This window comes from Streptomyces sp. NPDC101194 (assembly GCF_044767885.1).
In the GTDB taxonomy this organism is placed as follows: Bacteria; Actinomycetota; Actinomycetes; order Streptomycetales; family Streptomycetaceae; genus Streptomyces.
On sequence record NZ_JBIWOS010000001.1, the window covers coordinates 534,564 to 552,336 of the forward strand.

Genomic DNA, 17,773 nt, shown 5'->3' on the forward strand with positions numbered 1-17,773 from the left:
CCGTGTCCGCCCCTGTACGTCCGCGCCTCATCCCGGCACCTCCGCCGCCCGGTTCTGGATCCGGCCCAGATAGCGCACCAGCACCATCGTGACCAGGTACACCACGGCCCAGAGCACGATCATGTAGCTGATCCCGAACGAGTAGCGCTGGAAGCGGATCGCCTCCAGATAGGCCCGGATCTGGAGGACCATCGTGGAGTCGCCGGGGCCGCCCTCGGTCAGCGCGTAGATGATGTCGAAGACCTTCAGCGAGTCCATGAACCGGAAGATCACGGCGACCAGGACGTACGGCCACAGCATCGGCAGGGTGAGGCGCCGGAAGGTGAACCACCAGCCCGCCCCGTCGACCGCCGCCGCCTCGAACGGCGAGGCGGGCAGCGAGCGCAGTCCGGCCAGCGCGAGGATCGCGACGAACGGGGTGTAGACCCACACGTCCACGGCGATCGACGACAGCAGCGCGCCCGTCGGCGTGTCCGTCCACTGCACACCGCCGAGGCCGAACGGCCTGAGCAGATGGTTGACGACGCCGACCGACGGCTGGAGCATCAGCTTCCACATGATCGCGGCGATCACCGGCGCGATCATCAGGGGCAGGATGAGGATCTTCTCCAGCACCCGTCCGACGAGGCTCGACCGGTGCAGCAGCAGGGCCACGGCCACCCCGAGCACGGTCTCGACGGCCGCCGCGCCGACCGCGTACAGCGTCGTCACCCGCGCCGAGTCCCAGAACGAGGGCTGGGTGAGGATCCGCCGGTAGTTCTCGATGCCGACCAGGTCCGGCCGCGGCCTGCTCGCCGCGAAGTCGAACACCGTGTAGTAGAGGCCGAGTCCGAACGGGTAGAGGATGCCGCCGGTCAGCAGCAGTGCGGGCACGATCAGCAGATACGGCCGCAGCGAGCGGCGCCACGCCGGTACCGCCCGCCGTGCCCGCTTCCCGGCCCCCGTTCCGGAGGCCGCCCCGTGGCCGGTCTCCGGCACGGGCGCCACACGTCCGGACATCGGTCAGCCGGCCTTCGACGCCAGATCGCCGGCCAGCGAGTTCAGCACGGACGAGGCGTTCTTCCCGCCGTAGATCTCCTGGAGCGCGGCGGCCCAGCTGGTCGTCGCGTCGAAGAACTGCTCCTGCGGGGTGAACTGGATCTTCGTCTGGTCGACGACCGCCTCGAACGTCTCGATGAAGCCGGGGACGGTCCGCATCTTCTCCTTGTACGCGGGGTCCTGGCTGACCGACCTGCGTACGGGATCGATGTGGTTGTGCTCGATCGCGCCCTTGCGCAGATGCTCCTTGCCGGTCGCCCACTGGAGGAACAGCCAGGCCGCGGACTTGTTGCGGCTCCTGGCGTTCATGCCGAGCGACCAGATCCACATGTTCGTGGCGAGCGAGCCGTCGGGGCCCTTGGGGCCGGGGTGGAAGGCGATCTTCCCGGAGGCGGGGGAGGCCCCCTTCACCGCCTGGAAGTAGGCGGCGGTGTCCGCGTCGAAGAGCATCCCCGCCTTCTCGGCACCGAGATCGCCGGAGCACTGGTACCAGGTGTACGAGGTCCAGGACGGCGGCCCGCCCTTCCTGACCATCTCCGCCCAGTCCCGGGTGAACGCGATCGCCTCCGGGGTGTTCATCGCGGGCTTCACCCCGCCGCCCTCGACGGTGAAGTCCTTCAGCCCGTTGCGGGCGTACATCGTCATGAAGCCCGGGTGGATCGTCGCCCAGCTGCGCGAGCCGCGCACCGCGACCCCGTACATCCCGTCGAAGCCCGCCTTCGGCGCCCTGCGGGTGATGGCCCCGGCCACCTCGCGCAGTTCGTCGAAGGTCTCGGCCGGCTTGAGGCCCAGCTTCTCGAACACCTCGGTGTTGTACGCGACGACATTGGTCTCCCAGCCCCACGGCAGCGCGTACTGCCCGCCCCGCCCGAGCGGAGCGCCCGCCTCCAGTGACCACTGGTCCGCCCGGAGCAGGTTGGGGAAGAAGTCCGCCTGGTCCCATTCGGCCCCGGTGGCCGAGGAGTTGCGCATCCACGGGCCGAGATCCTCCAGCCAGCCCGGCGGGCCGTACTGCCACACCATGTACGCGCCGAGCATGAACACGTCGTAGGACGCGCGCCCGCTGGAGAGGTCGACGGTGAGCTTGTCGAAGTAGTTGTCCTCGGGGAAGACGTCGTACTCGACCTCGATGCCGGTCTTCTCGGTGAACGCCTTCAGATCGGCGATCAGGGCATCGGTGTACGGGTGCTTGTTGAGCAGGGCCTTGACCGTCCTGCCCTTGGCCCGCTTCCAGTCGAAGGAGCCGGTGACGTCGTCGGCCGCGGAGCCGCCGCCCTTGCTGTCGTCACCGCCGAAGCCCGTACCGCAGGCGGTGAGCAGCGGGGCGGCGGACGCGGCCGCCGCCGCACCGATGGCGAGGAACCGCCGCCGGTCGTGCGCGTGCATGTCCATCCGTGACCTCCACGGTCCGGCCGGAGATGGGTGGGGGGAGCGGAGCGATGCCGTTCACACGTCGAGTCGACTGGTTAACAGAGCTTGGAACAACAGAAGTTGGCCGTCAATCCCTCGCGCAACGGAAATTCTCGGTGCAGAGTGAGAACTTCACAAGGAGGGCCGATATGTGGATGGGCATCGATCTCGGCACGCAGAGCGTCCGCGCGGTGGTGGCGGGAGACCGTGGTGAGATCCTCGGCAGCGGCTCCGCGCCGCTCGCCGGCAGACGCGACGGGGTGCGGCACGAGCAGAGCCCCCTCGACTGGTGGACGGCCGTCTGCGCGGCCAGCCGCCAGGCGCTGCGCGACTGCCCCGCGCCGCGTGCGCTCGCCGTCTGCGCCACCTCCGGCACCGTTCTGCTCGGCGACCGGACCGGCCGGCCGCTGACCCCGGGGGTGATGTACGACGACGGGCGCGCCGCGACGGAGGCGGCCACGGCCCGGACCCCGCCGAGCTGGGCGCTGCCCAAGGTGATGTGGCTGCTGAAGGAGTACGGGGGAGGAGCGGGTGACGCCGTGCGGGTCATGCACCAGGCCGACCTGGTGCTGGCGCGGCTCGCCGGGACTCCTCTGCCCACCGACTCCAGCCATGCCCTGAAGACCGGCTACGACCTGGAACGCGACGCCTGGCCGCACCGGAGGTTCGGCGAGCTGGGCCTGCCCGACGGGCTGTTCCCGGACGTGGTGCGGCCGGGCCGGCGGATCGGTGAGGTCGGGCGGGCGGCAGCGGCGGAGACCGGGATTCCGGCGGGCACGCTCCTGGTGTCGGGGATGACGGACGGGTGCGCGGCGCAGATCGCCTCCGGCGCACTGACCGTGGGCTCCTGGAACTCGGTGCTCGGTACGACGCTGGTCCTGAAGGGGGTGACCTCGTCGCCGGTCGTGGACCGGGCCGGGGTGGTCTACAACCACCGGGCTCCGGACGGGCTCTGGCTTCCGGGCGGGGCCTCGGGGGTGGGTGGCGGGGCGCTGACCGCCGCCTTCCCGGGCGTGGACCCGGCGCGGATGGACGCGCTGGCCGGTGAGCACGAGCCCGCGCGGGTGGTGGCGTACCCCCTTGCCGCGCCGGGCGAGCGCTTCCCCTTCGCCGCGCCGGAGGCCACCGGTTTCCTGCTCGGCGAGCCCGCCACCGACGCCGAGCACTGGGCCGCCCTGCTGACCGGGGTGGGCCTGGTCGAACGGCTCTGCCTCGACTACCTCGACCTGCTCGGTGCCCAGCTGTACGGGCGGCTCACCTTCACCGGCGGCGCGGTCCGCAGCGGCCACTGGAGCCGGCTGCGCGCCGACATCCTGGGCCGGCCCGTGCACATTCCGCGGTACAGCGAGCCGGCGCTCGGCATGGCCGTCCTCGCCGCGTACGGGGCGCGGGCCACGACCACGCTGCAGGCGGCGGCGGGCCGGATGGTGCGGTTGCGGCACGTACTGCACCCGCATCCGGTGCGTACGGCGTGGTACACCGAGCCGTACCTCACGCTGGTGGACGAACTGGAGCGAAGGGGCTGGCTCCCGGGCCCGGTCGCCGCCCATGCCCGTACCCGGGCCCAGTCGTCGTGATCCGCCCGTACCCGATCGGAGAAGCCGTGATCCGCACCCGGTCGTTCGGCGACACCCCGATCCGCCCGTACCCGAACGGAGAAGCCATGACCATGCGCACCCGAACGGAGAAGCCATGACCGGGAGACCGGCCGCTCTGCTGCTCGTCCGCCACGGACAGACCGTCTGGCACGCGGAGAACCGTTACGCCGGGGTCAGCGACATCGCCCTCACCGACGAAGGGCGTCGCCAGGCCGAGCGGCTGGGCGAGTGGGCGGTCCGGCACCCGGTCGACGCGATCTGGACCTCGACGGTCACGCGCGCCATCGAGACGGCGGAGCCCGCGTGCCGGGCGCTCGGCCTCGTCCCCCGGCGCGCATACGACCTGCGCGAATGCGATTTCGGCGAGGTGGAGGGGCGCACTCTGACGGAGTTCGCGGCCGAGGACCCGGAGCGGGCCCGGCAGTACCGCGCGGACCCGGTGGCCCACCCCTTCCCCGGAGCCGAGGACCCCCGGGCGGCCGCGGCCCGGGGGGCGATGGCGCTGCGCCGGATCGCGGACGGGCACCCGGGGCAGCGGGTCCTCGTCGTCGCGCACAACACCCTGCTCCGGCTCGTGCTGTGCGAACTGCTGTCGATTCCGCTGGGCGCCTACCGCAGGGTCTTCCCGCAATTGCGCAACGGTGCGGTCAGCGAGATCCGGATCGGGGAGCAGGGCGGTGCGCTGCTCTCCCTCAACGTGCCGTGCGTGCCCGGCGTCAGCCCGTGACGGCCGCGGACCGCCGCTGCCGTACGAGACCGACCGCCGCCAGCGCGACGGTCAGGGCGCCGGACGCCATCAGCTGGTCACGTGTGCCGGGCTGGCGCAGCATCAGGACGAAGATGCCGAGCATGGCCAGGAGCGCCACGACCGTCAGGACCGGGAAGAACCACATCCGTACGACCAGCTTCTCCGGTGCCTCGCGTTGCAGCCGGCCGCGCAGGATCAGCTGGGAGAGGGCGATGAAGATCCAGACGACCAGGATCACCGCGCCGATCATGTTGAGCAGCCACGGGAAGACGTCATCGGGACGCCAGTAGCTGAGCAGCACGCAGAGGAAGCCGAACACGGACGAGACCAGGACGGCCGCGCGCGGGACGCCCGAGGAGATCCTGCCGAGCCGCTTCGGACCCTGGCCACGGGCGACCAGCGAGCAGGCCATGCGTGAGGAGCCGTAGATGTTGGCGTTCATCGCGGAGAGCAGGGCGACCAGGATGACCACGTTCATGATCTCCGCGGCGCCGCTGATGCCGAGGTGGTTCAGCGCCGCGTAGAACGGGCCGACCTCCACGACCTTCGGGTCGTCCCACGGGACCAGGGTGACGACGACGGCCATCGAACCGACGTAGAAGAGCGCGATCCGCCACATCGCCGTCCGCACGGCCTTCGCGACACCCCGCACCGGGTTCTCGGACTCGGCCGCGGCGATGGTGACGGTCTCCAGACCGCCGTATGCGAAGACGGAGGCGAGCAGCCCGATCACCAGGCCCTCGGAGCCGTTCGGCATGAAGCCGCCCTCGCCCCTGAGGTTGGTGGCGCCGGGGGCGTCCGTGCCCGGCAGCACACCCAGGATCGCCAGCACGCCCAGCACCAGGAAGAGGGTGATCGCCACGACCTTGAGGGTGGCGAACCAGAACTCGAACTCGCCGAACTTCTTCACCGAGGCCAGGTTCGTGCCCAGGAAGACCAGCATGAACAGCGCGACCCAGGCCCACTCCGGCGTGCCGGGCAGCCAGCCGGTGACGATCTTCGCCGCACCGATGCCCTCCAGACCGACGGCGACACAGAGCAGCACCCAGAACGCCCAGCCCACGGTGAACCCCGCCCACGGCCCGATCGCCCGCTCCGCGTGGACGGAGAAGGAACCGGAGGCCGGGTTCGCGGCGGACATCTCGCCGAGCATCCGCATCACGAGCATGACCAGCAGCCCGGAGACGGCATACGCGACGACGATCGACGGGCCGGCGGCGGCGATGCCCGCACCCGAGCCGACGAAGAGCCCGGCGCCGATGACACCACCGAGGGCGATCATCGAGAGGTGGCGCTGCTTGAGCCCGTGGGTGAGCGCCGAATCGTCCCCGGTGCCGGAGACGGCGACCGGGGAGCGGGTGGGGGGAGACGCGGTGTTCCGAGACATGGACGAGCTCTGTTCGGTAGGGGGGCACGGCGCACGCGGGGGCCGGGGAGGGACGGAGCAGGTGGCGGGGGGTGTGGGGGACCTGCGCGGACAGTCTGGGCACGCACTCCGCCCACAGGGAACCACTGTCCGCATTACGGGCACGATGCTCACACATGGTGCACACCCGGGCACGCACCGATGCCGGGGAGGGATCCGGGACGGTTCGGGGGCGGGCCCCCGGCGGACCGGGAACGGCTCCGCAGGGTGCGGGAACAGTCCCCGGCGGGCGGGGAGCGGCCCGCGGGCGGCCCCAGTTTTGGCGGGACCCTACAGTCTCCCCCGGCCGCCCCTCCCGGCAGAATATGAGCCGATCCGGCCTCACCTCAGTGACGAGCATCACGCCGGTACGTGATTGCGTGAGCTCCTTTGTGCGAATCCCACCAACGCCTCGACCGCCGCTTTGTGGGCCACTGATGGTGATCGGGCGTTAACCCGTGGGCTAACGTCGGCCTCAGTCTGTCCCCACCTGCCCTCACCCCGCGGAGTCCCGATGAGCACTGCTGCCGCCGCCCCTGCCCGTACCGGAGCGGTCCTCGCCGACCTGCTGCCCGCCGCCAGGCACCGTTACGCCGTCGACGCGGCCCTGGTCGTCGGTGGTGCCGCGCTCACCGGCATCGCCGCCCAGATCGCCGTCCCGGTGCCCGGCTCCCCGGTCCCGGTCACCGGCCAGACCTTCGCCGCGCTCCTCGTCGGCACCGCGCTCGGCGCCCGCCGCGGCTTCCTCTCCCTCGCCGTGTACGCGCTCGTCGGCATGGCGGGCATGCCCTGGTTCTCCGAGGGCACCTCCGGCGCGGGCTTCCCCTCGTTCGGCTACGTCCTCGGCATGCTGCTCGCCGCCACCGTGGTCGGCGGCCTCGCCCGCCGCGGCGGCGACCGCTCCGTGCTGCGCACGGCGGGCACGATGGTGCTGGGTTCCGCGATCATCTACGCGGTCGGCGTCCCGTACCTGGCCCTGGCCACCGGCATGTCGGCGAGCGCCGCGATCGCGGTCGGCCTGGTGCCGTTCCTGCTCGGCGACGCGCTGAAGGCGGCGCTGGCGATGGGCGCGCTGCCCGCGGCCTGGAAGCTCATCGGCCGTCGCGGCTGATGCCGTAGCTCCCTCCGAAGAGGCTCGCCGGGTCGTGTTGCGACACCAGACCGGCGAGCCTCGCTTGCGTCCGCGCGTCGTGGAAGCCCTCGGTGCGGTCCCCGCCGCCGAAGGAGAAGTTCAGCGAACGGCCCAGGGCGAGCGGGCCGAGCACCCCGGCCACCTCCGCGTACAGGGCCCGTACCGACGGCACGTCCGTACCGTCGAGCGGCGACAGCAGCCGCAGCAGGAATCCGGCCTCGCGGTACGGCACCGCATTGTCGACGGCCGGCCGCGCGGCCAGCGCGCCGCCCAGGTGGTTGAGCTGGACCACGGTCATCATCGGCGCCCTCGGCCCGGTCAGTTCCAGCGTGCGCACGGCACGCCCCGCGTCCAGATCGCCGAGCACCACGCCGTCGCCGTAGTAGGCGTGCGGAAACGGTGGGTCGCTGTGAATGGTGTGGCTGTCGGTGTACGGCATCTCCCGCAGCGAGTCCGTGAGCGCGGGCCCGATCGCGCGCAGCGGCGCGACCAGCCGCTCGCCCTCGGCCGCTTCGCCGGTGTACGCGACCCGCACCGAGATCACGTACCGGCCGCGCATCGGCTCCGGCAGCCGGGGGCTGTCGGGGAACCGCAGCGCGGACAGTGAGGACGTCAGCGTGTCGGGGACGGTCCGGGTCCACTCCAGATAGCGGCGGATCACGCGGTCGCCGACCCCGGCCCCGTCGAAGGCGATCGACCCGCCGTACAGCCGCCCGACCTCCACCAGGTCGACCTCCAGGCGGGTCACGACACCGAGCCGGTGCCCGCCGCCGCGCAGCGCCCAGAAGAGTTCGGGCTCGCTGTGCGGGGAGACGTGGCGCAGTGCGCCGTCGGCGGTCACCACGTCGAGCGAGCGGACCCGGTCGGCGGCGTAGCCGAACTCCCGGGCCAGGACGGGGAGCCCGCCGCCGAGGGTGTACGAGACGGCGCCGACGCCCGGTGCGGAGCCGTTCAGCGGGGCGAGCGCGTGCGGTGCGGCGGCCTCGATCACCTGGCCCCAGGTGACGCCCGCGCCGATGCGTGCGGTGCGGCGCACCGGGTCGATCTCGACGGAGTCCATCCGGCGGGTGCTGATCAGCAGCCCGCCCTCGACGGTCCCGGACAGCCCGTGGCCGGTGGCGTGGACGTGGACGGGCAGGCCGCGCGCGGCGGCGTCGGCCACGGCGGTCCGTACGTCCTCGGCGTGGGCGGCCTCGACGACGAGGTCGGGACGGACGGCGAAGCCGGTCTGGAAACCGGTGGGGACACGTGCGGGGGCGGATGTCATGAGGAGGCTCTCCGGTCGTTCGCTCGGTGGCGTTGCGACGGAGAGCCTCCCCGGTATACCTGACATCCGCCGTCAGGTATCGGTACGGCCGACGGCCTCAGGCACGCGCCTTCCGCTGCCGGACCTCACGCACCAGCGAGATCGCCACCACCAGTGCCGCGACGAGCAGGGAGAGCAGCACCTGCCGGCGTCCGCCGTCGTCGGTCAGCATGTAGACGAGGACGAACGAGATCATCGCGATGGTCGCCCAGGTCAGATACGGGAAGAGCCACATCCGTACGACCAGCTTCTCCGGCGACTCGCGCAGGATCATGCCGCGCATCCGCAACTGCGTGAAGCAGATGACCAGCCAGACGAACAGGGCGACCGCACCGGAGGAGTTCAGCAGGAACTGGAAGACGGTGTCGGGCCACTGGTAGTTGAAGAACACGGCGACGAAGCCGAAGACGACGGACGAGAGGATCGCCGCCTGCGGCACACCCCGCTTGTTCACCCGCGCGAAGGCCTTGGGCGCGTCCCCGCGGCCACCGAGCGAGAAGGCCATCCGCGAGGCGGTGTAGAGGCCGGAGTTGAGGCAGGACAGCACGGCGGTGAGGACGATGACGTTCATCACCTGGCCGGCGTGCGGGATGCCGATGGAGTTGAGGGCGGCGACGTAGCTGCCGTCCTTCACGATCGACTTGTCGTTCCACGGCAGCAGGGTGAGCACGATGAAGATCGAGCCCAGGTAGAAGACGGCGATCCGCCAGATCACGCTGTTGGTGGCCTTCTGGACGGCGCGCTGCGGGTTCTCGGACTCGCCGGCCGCCAGCGTGACGATCTCACTGCCCATGAAGGAGAAGACGACCATCAGCACACCGGTGAGGATGGCGCCGGGTCCCTGGGGGAAGAACCCGCCGCTGTCGGTGAGGTGCGCCAGCCCCGCACCGGGGTTGTCCGAGCCGGGCAGCACCCCGAAGACGGCGAGCAGTCCGACGATCACGAAGGCGCCGATCGCCACGACCTTGATCCCGGCGAACCAGAACTCGAACTCGCCGTACGAGCCGACCGAGACCAGGTTCGTCGCGGTCAGTACGACCATCACGATCAGTGCCCAGGCCCACTGCGGGACGCCCGGCACCCAGCCCTCCAGGATCTTGGCACCCGCCGTCGCCTCGACGGCGAGCACCACGACCCAGAAGAACCAGTACAGCCAGCCGATCGAGAAGCCTGCCCAGCGGCCCAGCGCCTGGTCGGCGTAGGCGGAGAAGGAGCCGGAGCTGGGGCGGGCCGCGGCCATCTCGCCGAGCATCCGCATCACGAAGACGACCATCAGGCCGACCAGAGCGTAGGACAGCAGGATGGCCGGTCCCGCGGCGGCGATCCCGGCGCCGGAGCCCACGAAGAGGCCCGCGCCGATCACCCCGCCGATGGCGATCATCGAGAGATGGCGGTTCTTGAGGCCTGCCTGGAGTCCGTCGGATGAGCCCGTTGTGTCCGGCCCGTTCGGCCGGCCCGGCTGCTCGGGCCGGTTGCCCGGCTCGGCCAGAGTCGTCTGCGACGTCATGGATCGAATCCTCACGTTCTCGGAGCACGCGATGCGTGACTCTCCGCCGGAGTGGGGTGCGGCGGCGAGTGATGCATTGAAGCCCGCCGGAGCACAAAAGCGGAACCCTTTCTTCCGTATTTGCCCCAGTGGCGTCGGCCACACTGGGTCCGCACACGGCTCCCGTAGGCGGCCCCACCGCCCGCCGGGGCGGACCGGCCGGAGGGTCCCGACCCCGATGACGGCTACCCGGCGACGCTCGTGCCACACTCGGAACATGCGCGTGTACCTCGGCTCGGACCATGCCGGCTATGAACTCAAGAACCACCTCGTCGAGTGGCTCACGGCCCAGGGCCACGAGGCCGTCGACTGTGGCCCCCACATCTACGACGCCCAGGACGACTACCCGCCGTTCTGCCTGCGTGCCGCCGAGAGGACGGCCGCGGACCCGGACAGCCTCGGCATCGTGATCGGCGGCTCCGGCAACGGCGAGCAGATCGCCGCCAACAAGGTCAAGGGGGTGCGTGCGGCACTCGCCTGGAGCGAGCAGACCGCCGCCCTGGGCCGCGAGCACAACAACGCCAACGTGGTCGCCATCGGTGGCCGGATGCACTCGGTGGAGGAGTCCACCAAGTTCGTCGAGATCTTCCTCGCCACCCCGTACTCGGGTGAGGAGCGTCACACCCGCCGGATCGAGATGCTCACGGCGTACGAGACGACCGGCGAGCTCCCCCCGATCCCGGCCCACCACCCGCAGCAGGGCTGACCGGCTTCCGTCCCTGTGCCGCCGGTATCCCCGGCGGCACAGCCATGTGCGCACGTCACCACGTGCGCACGCCATCGAGGAGAGCAGCTGTCGTGCCCGAGGGACACACGATCCACCGTCTCGCGGCGGACCACCGGGACAGGTTCGCCGGGCGGCCGGTGCGGGTGAGCAGCCCGCAGGGCAAGTTCTCCGACAGCGCCGCGCTGCTCGACGGCCGGACGTTCACCGGCGTCGACGCCCACGGCAAGCACCTCTTCCTCGGGTTCGAGGGCGCCGGCTGGGTCCACATCCACCTGGGCCTCTTCGGCAAGCTGGGCTTCGGTACGGCCCCGGCCCCGCCGCCCACCGACACGGTCCGGCTGCGCCTGGTGAACGAGGACCACCACGCGGATCTGCGCGGCCCCACCACGTGTGCGCTGATCACCGACCCCGAGAAGCGCGCGATACACGACCGGCTCGGCCCGGACCCGCTGCGGACCGACGAGGACGGGGAGCGGGCGTGGCGGCGCGTCTCCCGCAGCCGGATCACCGTGGCGGCCCTGCTGATGGACCAGAAGGTCATCGCGGGGGTCGGCAACGTGTACCGGGCCGAGGTGCTGTTCCGGCACGGGATCGACCCCTACCGGCCGGGCAAGGACCTCGGGCGCGCGGAGTGGGACGCGATCTGGGCCGACCTGGTGGTGCTGATGCGCGAGGGCGTGCGGAACAACCGGATCGACACGGTCCGCCCCGAGCACACGCCGGAGGCGATGGGACGTCCGCCCCGGGTCGACGACCACGGCGGCGAGGTGTACGTGTACCGCAGGGCCCGGCAGGCCTGCCACATCTGTGGCGGCGAGATCCGCACCGCCGATCTCGCCGCCCGCAACCTCTTCTGGTGCCCGGGGTGCCAGAAGGCCCAGTAGTGCTTGGTCATGTGCGGTCCGCGATGGCGTGTCTTCCTGATGGGTCGTGTCGGTGATCGGGTGTGCCGAGTGGGGAGTCGGCTGCGGTCCGCGGCGGCGGTGAACTGGCGTCTGTTCCTGCCCGAGAGCCGGGATCCCGCCTCGCTCAGGGCCGACCGGGCCAAAGTGGTCCGTCGTGAACCCTCGTCTCGGTCGCCCACGCCTTCTGCACATTTCAGCGACTGACCCGATCCCCGAAAGAGACGGCGTCGGCCTGAGCCTCTGCCGAGTCGTCCACGAGCTGCAAACACTCCTCGTGAACGTGACCGGCGCCTGCCCCACCTGTCACCGCGACATGCCGGACCCCGCACCGACATGACCAAGCACTACTGGGCGGTGAGGGTCCGGCGGACGGTGGCCGGCCGGTCGGTGATGCGGCGGCTGTCGAGGGAGGACGCGTCGGTGCCGGAGACGGTGGCCGCGGGGGTTCGCCGAGGTGGAGCGGGCGACGCGGGTATTGGAAACGATCTTGGGCGGAGTTCGTGCGGACTTGGTGAGGCCGTGCTTTCGGATGCAACCGGTGCGTCTTGAAGGATCATCCTGCTTCTCAGTTGGCTCTCAGATTTTTTGATGGGGAAGAAGGAAGTTCATGCGCACTCGTGCCCGTACCCGCATAGCCGCTGCCGGCGCACTCGCTGCACTGTCCGCGCTCGCGCTCACCGGCTGCAACAGCGGTGACGAGGCTGACGCCGCCGCCGGTTCGTCGGCCTCGACCGCGGCTTCGCCCGAGGCGTCGTCCGGGAGCAGCTCGAACGGTGGCGGCAGCTCGTCCGGTGGCGGCAGCTCGTCCGGGAGCAGCTCGAACGGTGGCGGCAGCTCGTCCGGTGGTAGCTCGTCCGGTGGCGCCACCGCGGCCTGCACCACCCAGAACACCTCGGCGCAGTTCCGCCAGAGCGCGAACCACGCCAGCGAGTCGCAGGCGGCCGCCGGTTCGCTCAGGATCACCAACTCCTCCGGCGCCGCCTGCACCATCGTCGGTCCCACGGTCGTGACCGTCACCGATGAGGCGAAGGGCAGCGGGCCGGTCTCCGCGGACAACTCCGAGGAAGGCTCGGATGCGGTCGACATCCCGGCGGGCGGCACGGCGACGGCCGACGTGATGTACAACGACGTGAACACCGAGGGGACCGCGCGCTTCTCCTGCAGGACGGAATCGCCCACGGTCAAGGTCGCGCTGCCGAAGGACGCGGGCACCACGGTGAACGTGATGAAGGCGGACGGCTCGCCGGGCGGTGTCTTCAGCCTCTGCGCCGACTCCTTCAAGCTCGGCGCCTTCTCGGTCGGCTAGCCTCGATCGTTCATGAGTTCTCGTCGGTTCGCCGGCGGGGCTCTGTGTGTGCGGGGCCGGTGTCCGCCGTCCGCGGCGGGAGAGCCAGTCGAGGGTGCCGTCGGCGGAGTCGGTGCGGACCGGCGTTTGCCGGCCCCGCCGCAGGTGTTTGGGCAGTTGAGTCAGGGCGAGGCGGGTGGTTTCGATACCCCGTGGCCGACTACCGGTCCGAGGTCGCCGCGGTCTGCATGGCCGGATGGCTCTGCGAGGAGCTCGACGCACCGGACCCCGGCATCACGGTCAGGGCTGACCCGGAGAGAGGTGCGTTTGTCTTCGCATGGGGCGACCTGGTAGGGGACCCGTTCACGGAGTAATCGCAACTCGACAAGGAACCACCGCTGCGTGCCTGCGACTCGCGGCGTCGCATCACCCGAGTGCGGCCGGCACGAGGGCGGTCCTCCGCCTCGCGACGCTCCGCACCGGACGCCGCGAGCCTCACGGCAAACCTTTCCGGCCGCAGCGCCAGGGATTGCCTAGAACCCCCGCGGCAGCCACGGCGCCGCGTCCGACGAGAAGGCCGGCGACGCCTCCGCCAGTGCGCCCGCACGCAACTCCCGTACCCGCCCGGCCAGGGCCAGCGAGTTCAGCGATTCGCCGCCCAGGTACGCCGAGCCCAACTCCCGTACCGAGAGCGCCAGGTCGGCCGCCTCGTCGGTCCGCCGGCAGGTCGCCGTCCCCTTCGCGTCGGACGTGAGCCGCCAACGCCCCTCGTTCCAGGGGCAGAACGCGTCCTCGACCTCGAACACCACGTCCACCGGCGCCCGGTACGCCCGCGCCTCCAGCGCCGCCCCCAGCTCCACCAGTCGCACGTGCAGACAGTCCCGGATCCGGATGTTGCACCGTCGCACGTCCGACACCAGGTGCAGCACCGCGTCGTCGACCGGTCGGTTGCGCGCGTCGATCGTCGAGGTCAGATCGATCTCGAAGAGGAACCGCCACAGCGCCGCGTACGCCGCCGGGTCGAGCGCGGCCAGGTCGTTCAGCTTCACCTGGCCCTTGGGACCGGACGGCTCCCACTCGGGCTTGATGTGGTACGTCACATAGCCGACGACCTGCCCGTTCAGCTCCGCCAGCACGCACTGCTGCGCCGAACCGCCCTGCCGTTCACTCACCGGGTCCACCATCGGCTTGCGTTCCCAGCCCGGGCCGTGGGCCGGTGTGCCGGGCCGGCCGGCCACCAGCCGGTCGTACACGGCCTCGCACGCGGCCATCGCCTCGTCCGGCTTCGCGTGACGCAGCCGCACCTCGTCCGTGCCCTCCGGAACCGTCAGCCGCACCCGGTCCGTGTCGATCGTCAACGACATCTGACGCGAGGCCGCGCCGTACCCGAACCGGCCGTAGATCACCGGTTCCGAAGCCGTCAGGACGGCGATCGGCTCGCCCAGCGCCCGGACGTCGTCGAGCTGCCGACGCATCATCGAGGTCAGCAGCCCGCGCCTGCGATGGGTGGACGCGACACTCACCATCGTGACACCTGCGGCGGGTACCAGCGTCCCGCCGGGCACGGCGAGCCGGAAGCTGAACGCCCCCGCCGTGGCGACGACGTCGGAACCGTCCCAGATCCCGATCGACCGCTCGTACTCGGTCAGCTGTTCGTCCAGCTCGCGCTGCTCGGGAGGCTCTGCGACACCGCCGAATGCGAGCTCCAGACACTCGAACCATTCGTTCCATTCGGACGGCTGCAGTACGCGAAGCTCTGTAGTCATGAGCCATCCCTATCAGGGGCGCGGCGGCCGGTCGACCCGATTTCGAACGCATTGTCATGGGGTCCCCCTGCACCGGAGGCCGTCGGGTCGATAAAGTCCCCGCAATGGCCCGACGCGCAGGAACAGAGTCGTACCCGGCCCGATTGCGAAAATCGGCGCACCGGGCACGCATCGCGCTGCGCAAGTCCGGTGTCGACTACTTCCGCGGCGACGGTTCGGACTGGATCGCGCTGGCCGGTCTGCTGCTCACCGTTCCGGCCATCACCTGCGCCACTCTGTTCGACCCGGTGTGGTGCTCACCGGCCGCGCTCGTCCTGCCGATCGTCGCGGGCGGCCTGCTGCTGAGGCCCGCGAGTCTGCTGGGTCTGTACGCGACCGCGGCCACGGCCCTGATCGTGGAGTCGCTCGCACTCGGTCCGTACGAGGAGGGGCCGGCCCGGGTGACGCCAGGCATCGTCCTGGTGGTCGCGGCCTGCGGCTTCTTCGGACTGGTCCTCGCCCAGTTCCGGGCCAGGGTCGGTGTGCCGTGGCGGCGCGGCGGCACCATGCTCTTCGACCTGCGCGAACGCATCAGGGTGCAGAGCGCCCTGCCCCGGCTGCCGCAGGGCTGGCACCGCGAGATGGCGCTGCGCCCGGCGGGCGGGCAGTCCTTCTCCGGTGACTTCGTCGTCGCCGCCCGTACCAATGGCGGGCGGACGCTGGAGGCCGTCCTCACCGATGTCTCCGGCAAGGGAATGGACGCGGGCTCCCGCGCCCTGCTGCTGTCCGGTGCCTTCGGCGGGCTCCTCGGCTCGCTCCCCCCGCACGGCTTCCTCCCGGCGGCCAACGGCTATCTGCTGCGCCAGGACTGGGACGAGGGTTTCGCCACCTCGATCCATCTGGTCCTGGACCTCGAATCCGGTGACTACGAACTCTTCTCGGCGGGCCACCCGCCGGCCCTGCAGCTGCACTCGGGCAGTGGCCGGTGGGAGGAGAAGGTCGCGGAGGGCCCGCTGCTCGGCGTGTACGACGGGGCGCAGTTCGATGCCGTTAAGGGCTCGCTGGCCCCCGGTGACGTGCTGATGCTCTTCACGGACGGCCTGGTGGAGGCGTCGGACCGCGACATCGCGGAGGGCATGGACCGGCTGACCGGTGAGGCCGACCGTTACGTCGTCACCGGTTTCGAGGGTGCGGCCTGGCATCTGATCGAGGCGTGCGCCAAGGACGTCAACGACGACCGGGCGCTGCTGCTGCTGTCACGCCGGTCCTGAACCCTGCGGAAGCGGCTCGGGCCGGGCGTGCGCCGGTGGGCGTCGGACGTTCACCGGTACCCGGCTCTCGGCAGGTCCGGGTGTCCGGCGTGGTGCCGGTCCCCGGACCTGCCGGCCGTCGTCTCAGGCCGGGACCGAGATCTGTCCGGCGCCGGTGTCGCTGTCACTGCCCTCACCCCGGCCCCGCCCGCCCGGCAGGACGCGGGCCAGCCAGTGCGACCGTCCGGCTGCCAGCGGTGCGAGGACCGCGAGGAGGAGTACGTATCCGGCGATGAACGGGGAGAGCCGCTCGTCCAGCCCCGCGGCCGCCGCCATCGTGGCGAGGATCAGGGCGAACTCGCCGCGGGCCACCAGTGTGGTGGAGATGTTCGCGGTGGCCTGCGGGCCGAACGCGTACACCTTGGCGGCGGCGATCCCGGCGAGGACGTTCATGGCGAGGGTCACCGCGACGGCGGCCAGTACCGGCCACAGGACGATCGGCAGGTCGCCCGGGTCGATGGAGAGACCGAAGGCGAAGAAGAAGATCGCGCCGAAGGCGTCCCGCAGAGGGTGGACCAGCTTGAGGATGCGGGCGCCGGAGGACGTGCTGCCGAGCATCAGGCCGACCATGAAGGCGCCGATCGCGTCCGCGACCCCGAACCACTCCGAGACCCCCGCCACGAGCACCGCGGCACCGAGGAAGGAGATGACGAGGAGTTCGTCGTCACGGGTGTTGATCAGCTTGCCGATGACCCGGGTGCCGTACCGGGCGATCAGGGCGAGCAGCAGCAGGAAGCCGAAGGCCTTGCCGCCGTCGACCGCCGCGGCGGAGAGGCTTTCGGCGCCCGACAGGATCGGCTGGAGAGCGGCCAGGTAGAGAGCGAGGAACACGTCCTCGACGACGATGATGCCGAGGATCGGCTTGGTCTCCGGATTGCCGATACGGCCCAGGTCGACCAGGACCTTGGTGACGATGGCCGACGACGAGATGCCGAGCACTCCGGCGAGGACCAGCGCTTCGGACGTGCCCCAGCCCAGCGCGAAGCCGAAGCCGAGCCCGGCGCCGACGTTCAGGGCGAGATAGGTGCCGCCGGCGACGGCCATCTTGCGGCCGCCGGCCTTGAGGTCGTCGAGATGGAACTCGAGGCCGAGATAGAAGAGCAGCAGCACCAGGCCGAGCGCGGAGAGCATCTCCAGGTCGTGCGGGTCGGCGACGAGCACGATGCCGGGTGTGTGCGGGCCGAGCAGGATTCCGGCCAGGATGAACAGGGGGATGGTCGGCAGTCCGATGCGGCTGCCGACGCGGGCGAGGACGGCGGCGGCGAGGAAGGCGCCGCCCATGGCGATGAGCGTGTCTGCGTGTCCGATGAGCCTGTTCCTTCGGTGGGTCAAGAGAGTGTCAAGAAATCGTCAGTAATTAGTTTACCGAATGATTGACGTTGCAAGTATGGCCACCGGCGGCCCGAGGGCCGGTCCCTTCCGCAGCGCCCTGGATCCGCCCCTCCCGCACCCCCGACCGCCGTCCCGCCTCTCCGACGGCTTCCCGAAGCCCGCCCGCCCCTTCGACGGGCCCCGGGCCCGCCCCGGCAGCACCCTGGGGTTTCCCCCACCCCCGATCCGCCAGCAGCCGCCATGGTCCCCACCCGCCCGTGATCCGTACGTTCGGGATACCGGGCGG

General features: G+C 71.0%; 14 protein-coding genes. 7 read left to right on the plus strand and 7 right to left on the minus strand.

The window, feature by feature from the left end; genetic code table 11:
- Positions 1–27: 27 nt before the first annotated feature.
- Positions 28–999 (minus strand): carbohydrate ABC transporter permease, encoded by a 972-nt coding sequence (locus ACIRP2_RS02335; protein ID WP_404245698.1) that lies wholly within the window; start codon positions 997–999, stop codon positions 28–30.
- A gap of 3 nt (positions 1,000–1,002) precedes the next feature.
- Positions 1,003–2,430 (minus strand): ABC transporter substrate-binding protein, encoded by a 1,428-nt coding sequence (locus tag ACIRP2_RS02340; RefSeq protein ID WP_404245700.1) that lies wholly within the window; start codon positions 2,428–2,430, stop codon positions 1,003–1,005.
- A 167-nt stretch (positions 2,431–2,597) separates the two neighbouring features.
- Between ACIRP2_RS02340 and ACIRP2_RS02345 the strand changes: the two genes are divergently transcribed.
- On the plus strand, positions 2,598–4,025 hold the full coding sequence (locus tag ACIRP2_RS02345; RefSeq protein WP_404245702.1) for an FGGY-family carbohydrate kinase: 1,428 nt from the start codon (positions 2,598–2,600) through the stop codon (positions 4,023–4,025).
- A gap of 115 nt (positions 4,026–4,140) precedes the next feature.
- Positions 4,141–4,773, plus strand: coding sequence for a histidine phosphatase family protein (locus ACIRP2_RS02350; protein WP_404245704.1), 633 nt, complete (start codon positions 4,141–4,143; stop codon positions 4,771–4,773).
- Here ACIRP2_RS02350 and ACIRP2_RS02355 read toward each other — a convergent pair.
- Positions 4,763–6,181 (minus strand): amino acid permease, encoded by a 1,419-nt coding sequence (locus ACIRP2_RS02355; RefSeq protein WP_404245706.1) that lies wholly within the window; start codon positions 6,179–6,181, stop codon positions 4,763–4,765. The genes ACIRP2_RS02350 and ACIRP2_RS02355 overlap by 11 nt on opposite strands.
- Positions 6,182–6,713: 532 nt before the next feature.
- Between ACIRP2_RS02355 and ACIRP2_RS02360 the strand changes: the two genes are divergently transcribed.
- Positions 6,714–7,310, plus strand: a complete 597-nt coding sequence (locus ACIRP2_RS02360; RefSeq protein WP_404245708.1) for a biotin transporter BioY — start codon at positions 6,714–6,716, stop codon at positions 7,308–7,310.
- On the opposite strand, the gene ACIRP2_RS02365 is transcribed toward ACIRP2_RS02360, so the two are convergent.
- Together ACIRP2_RS02365 and ACIRP2_RS02370 are read right to left on the minus strand one after the other, a co-directional pair.
- Entirely contained in the window at positions 7,291–8,598 is a 1,308-nt protein-coding gene (locus ACIRP2_RS02365) for an FAD-binding oxidoreductase (RefSeq protein WP_404245710.1), read from the minus strand. The genes ACIRP2_RS02360 and ACIRP2_RS02365 overlap by 20 nt on opposite strands.
- 97 nt (positions 8,599–8,695) lie before the next feature.
- Positions 8,696–10,144, minus strand: a complete 1,449-nt coding sequence (locus tag ACIRP2_RS02370; RefSeq protein ID WP_404245712.1) for an amino acid permease — start codon at positions 10,142–10,144, stop codon at positions 8,696–8,698.
- A 256-nt stretch (positions 10,145–10,400) separates the two neighbouring features.
- On the opposite strand from ACIRP2_RS02370, the gene ACIRP2_RS02375 reads away from it, so the two are divergent.
- The 3 genes from ACIRP2_RS02375 to ACIRP2_RS02385 all read left to right on the plus strand — a co-directional run bounded on the left by ACIRP2_RS02375 (position 10,401) and on the right by ACIRP2_RS02385 (position 13,121).
- Positions 10,401–10,889, plus strand: a complete 489-nt coding sequence (locus ACIRP2_RS02375) for a ribose-5-phosphate isomerase (protein ID WP_351204603.1) — start codon at positions 10,401–10,403, stop codon at positions 10,887–10,889.
- Positions 10,890–10,981: 92 nt separating this feature from the next.
- A complete protein-coding gene (locus tag ACIRP2_RS02380; protein WP_404245714.1) occupies positions 10,982–11,794 on the plus strand; it encodes an Fpg/Nei family DNA glycosylase in 813 nt (270 codons plus the stop codon).
- Positions 11,795–12,422: 628 nt separating this feature from the next.
- Positions 12,423–13,121 (plus strand): DUF4232 domain-containing protein, encoded by a 699-nt coding sequence (locus ACIRP2_RS02385; protein WP_404245716.1) that lies wholly within the window; start codon positions 12,423–12,425, stop codon positions 13,119–13,121.
- 512 nt (positions 13,122–13,633) lie between these two features.
- Here the strand turns inward: ACIRP2_RS02385 and ACIRP2_RS02390 are convergent.
- Positions 13,634–14,866, minus strand: coding sequence for a GNAT family N-acetyltransferase (locus ACIRP2_RS02390; protein ID WP_404245718.1), 1,233 nt, complete (start codon positions 14,864–14,866; stop codon positions 13,634–13,636).
- A 104-nt stretch (positions 14,867–14,970) separates the two neighbouring features.
- On the opposite strand from ACIRP2_RS02390, the gene ACIRP2_RS02395 reads away from it, so the two are divergent.
- Positions 14,971–16,116 (plus strand): PP2C family protein-serine/threonine phosphatase, encoded by a 1,146-nt coding sequence (locus ACIRP2_RS02395; protein WP_404245720.1) that lies wholly within the window; start codon positions 14,971–14,973, stop codon positions 16,114–16,116.
- 123 nt (positions 16,117–16,239) lie between these two features.
- Here the strand turns inward: ACIRP2_RS02395 and ACIRP2_RS02400 are convergent, their stop codons facing one another.
- A complete protein-coding gene (locus ACIRP2_RS02400; RefSeq protein WP_404245722.1) occupies positions 16,240–17,436 on the minus strand; it encodes a cation:proton antiporter in 1,197 nt (398 codons plus the stop codon).
- Positions 17,437–17,773: the final 337 nt, after the last annotated feature.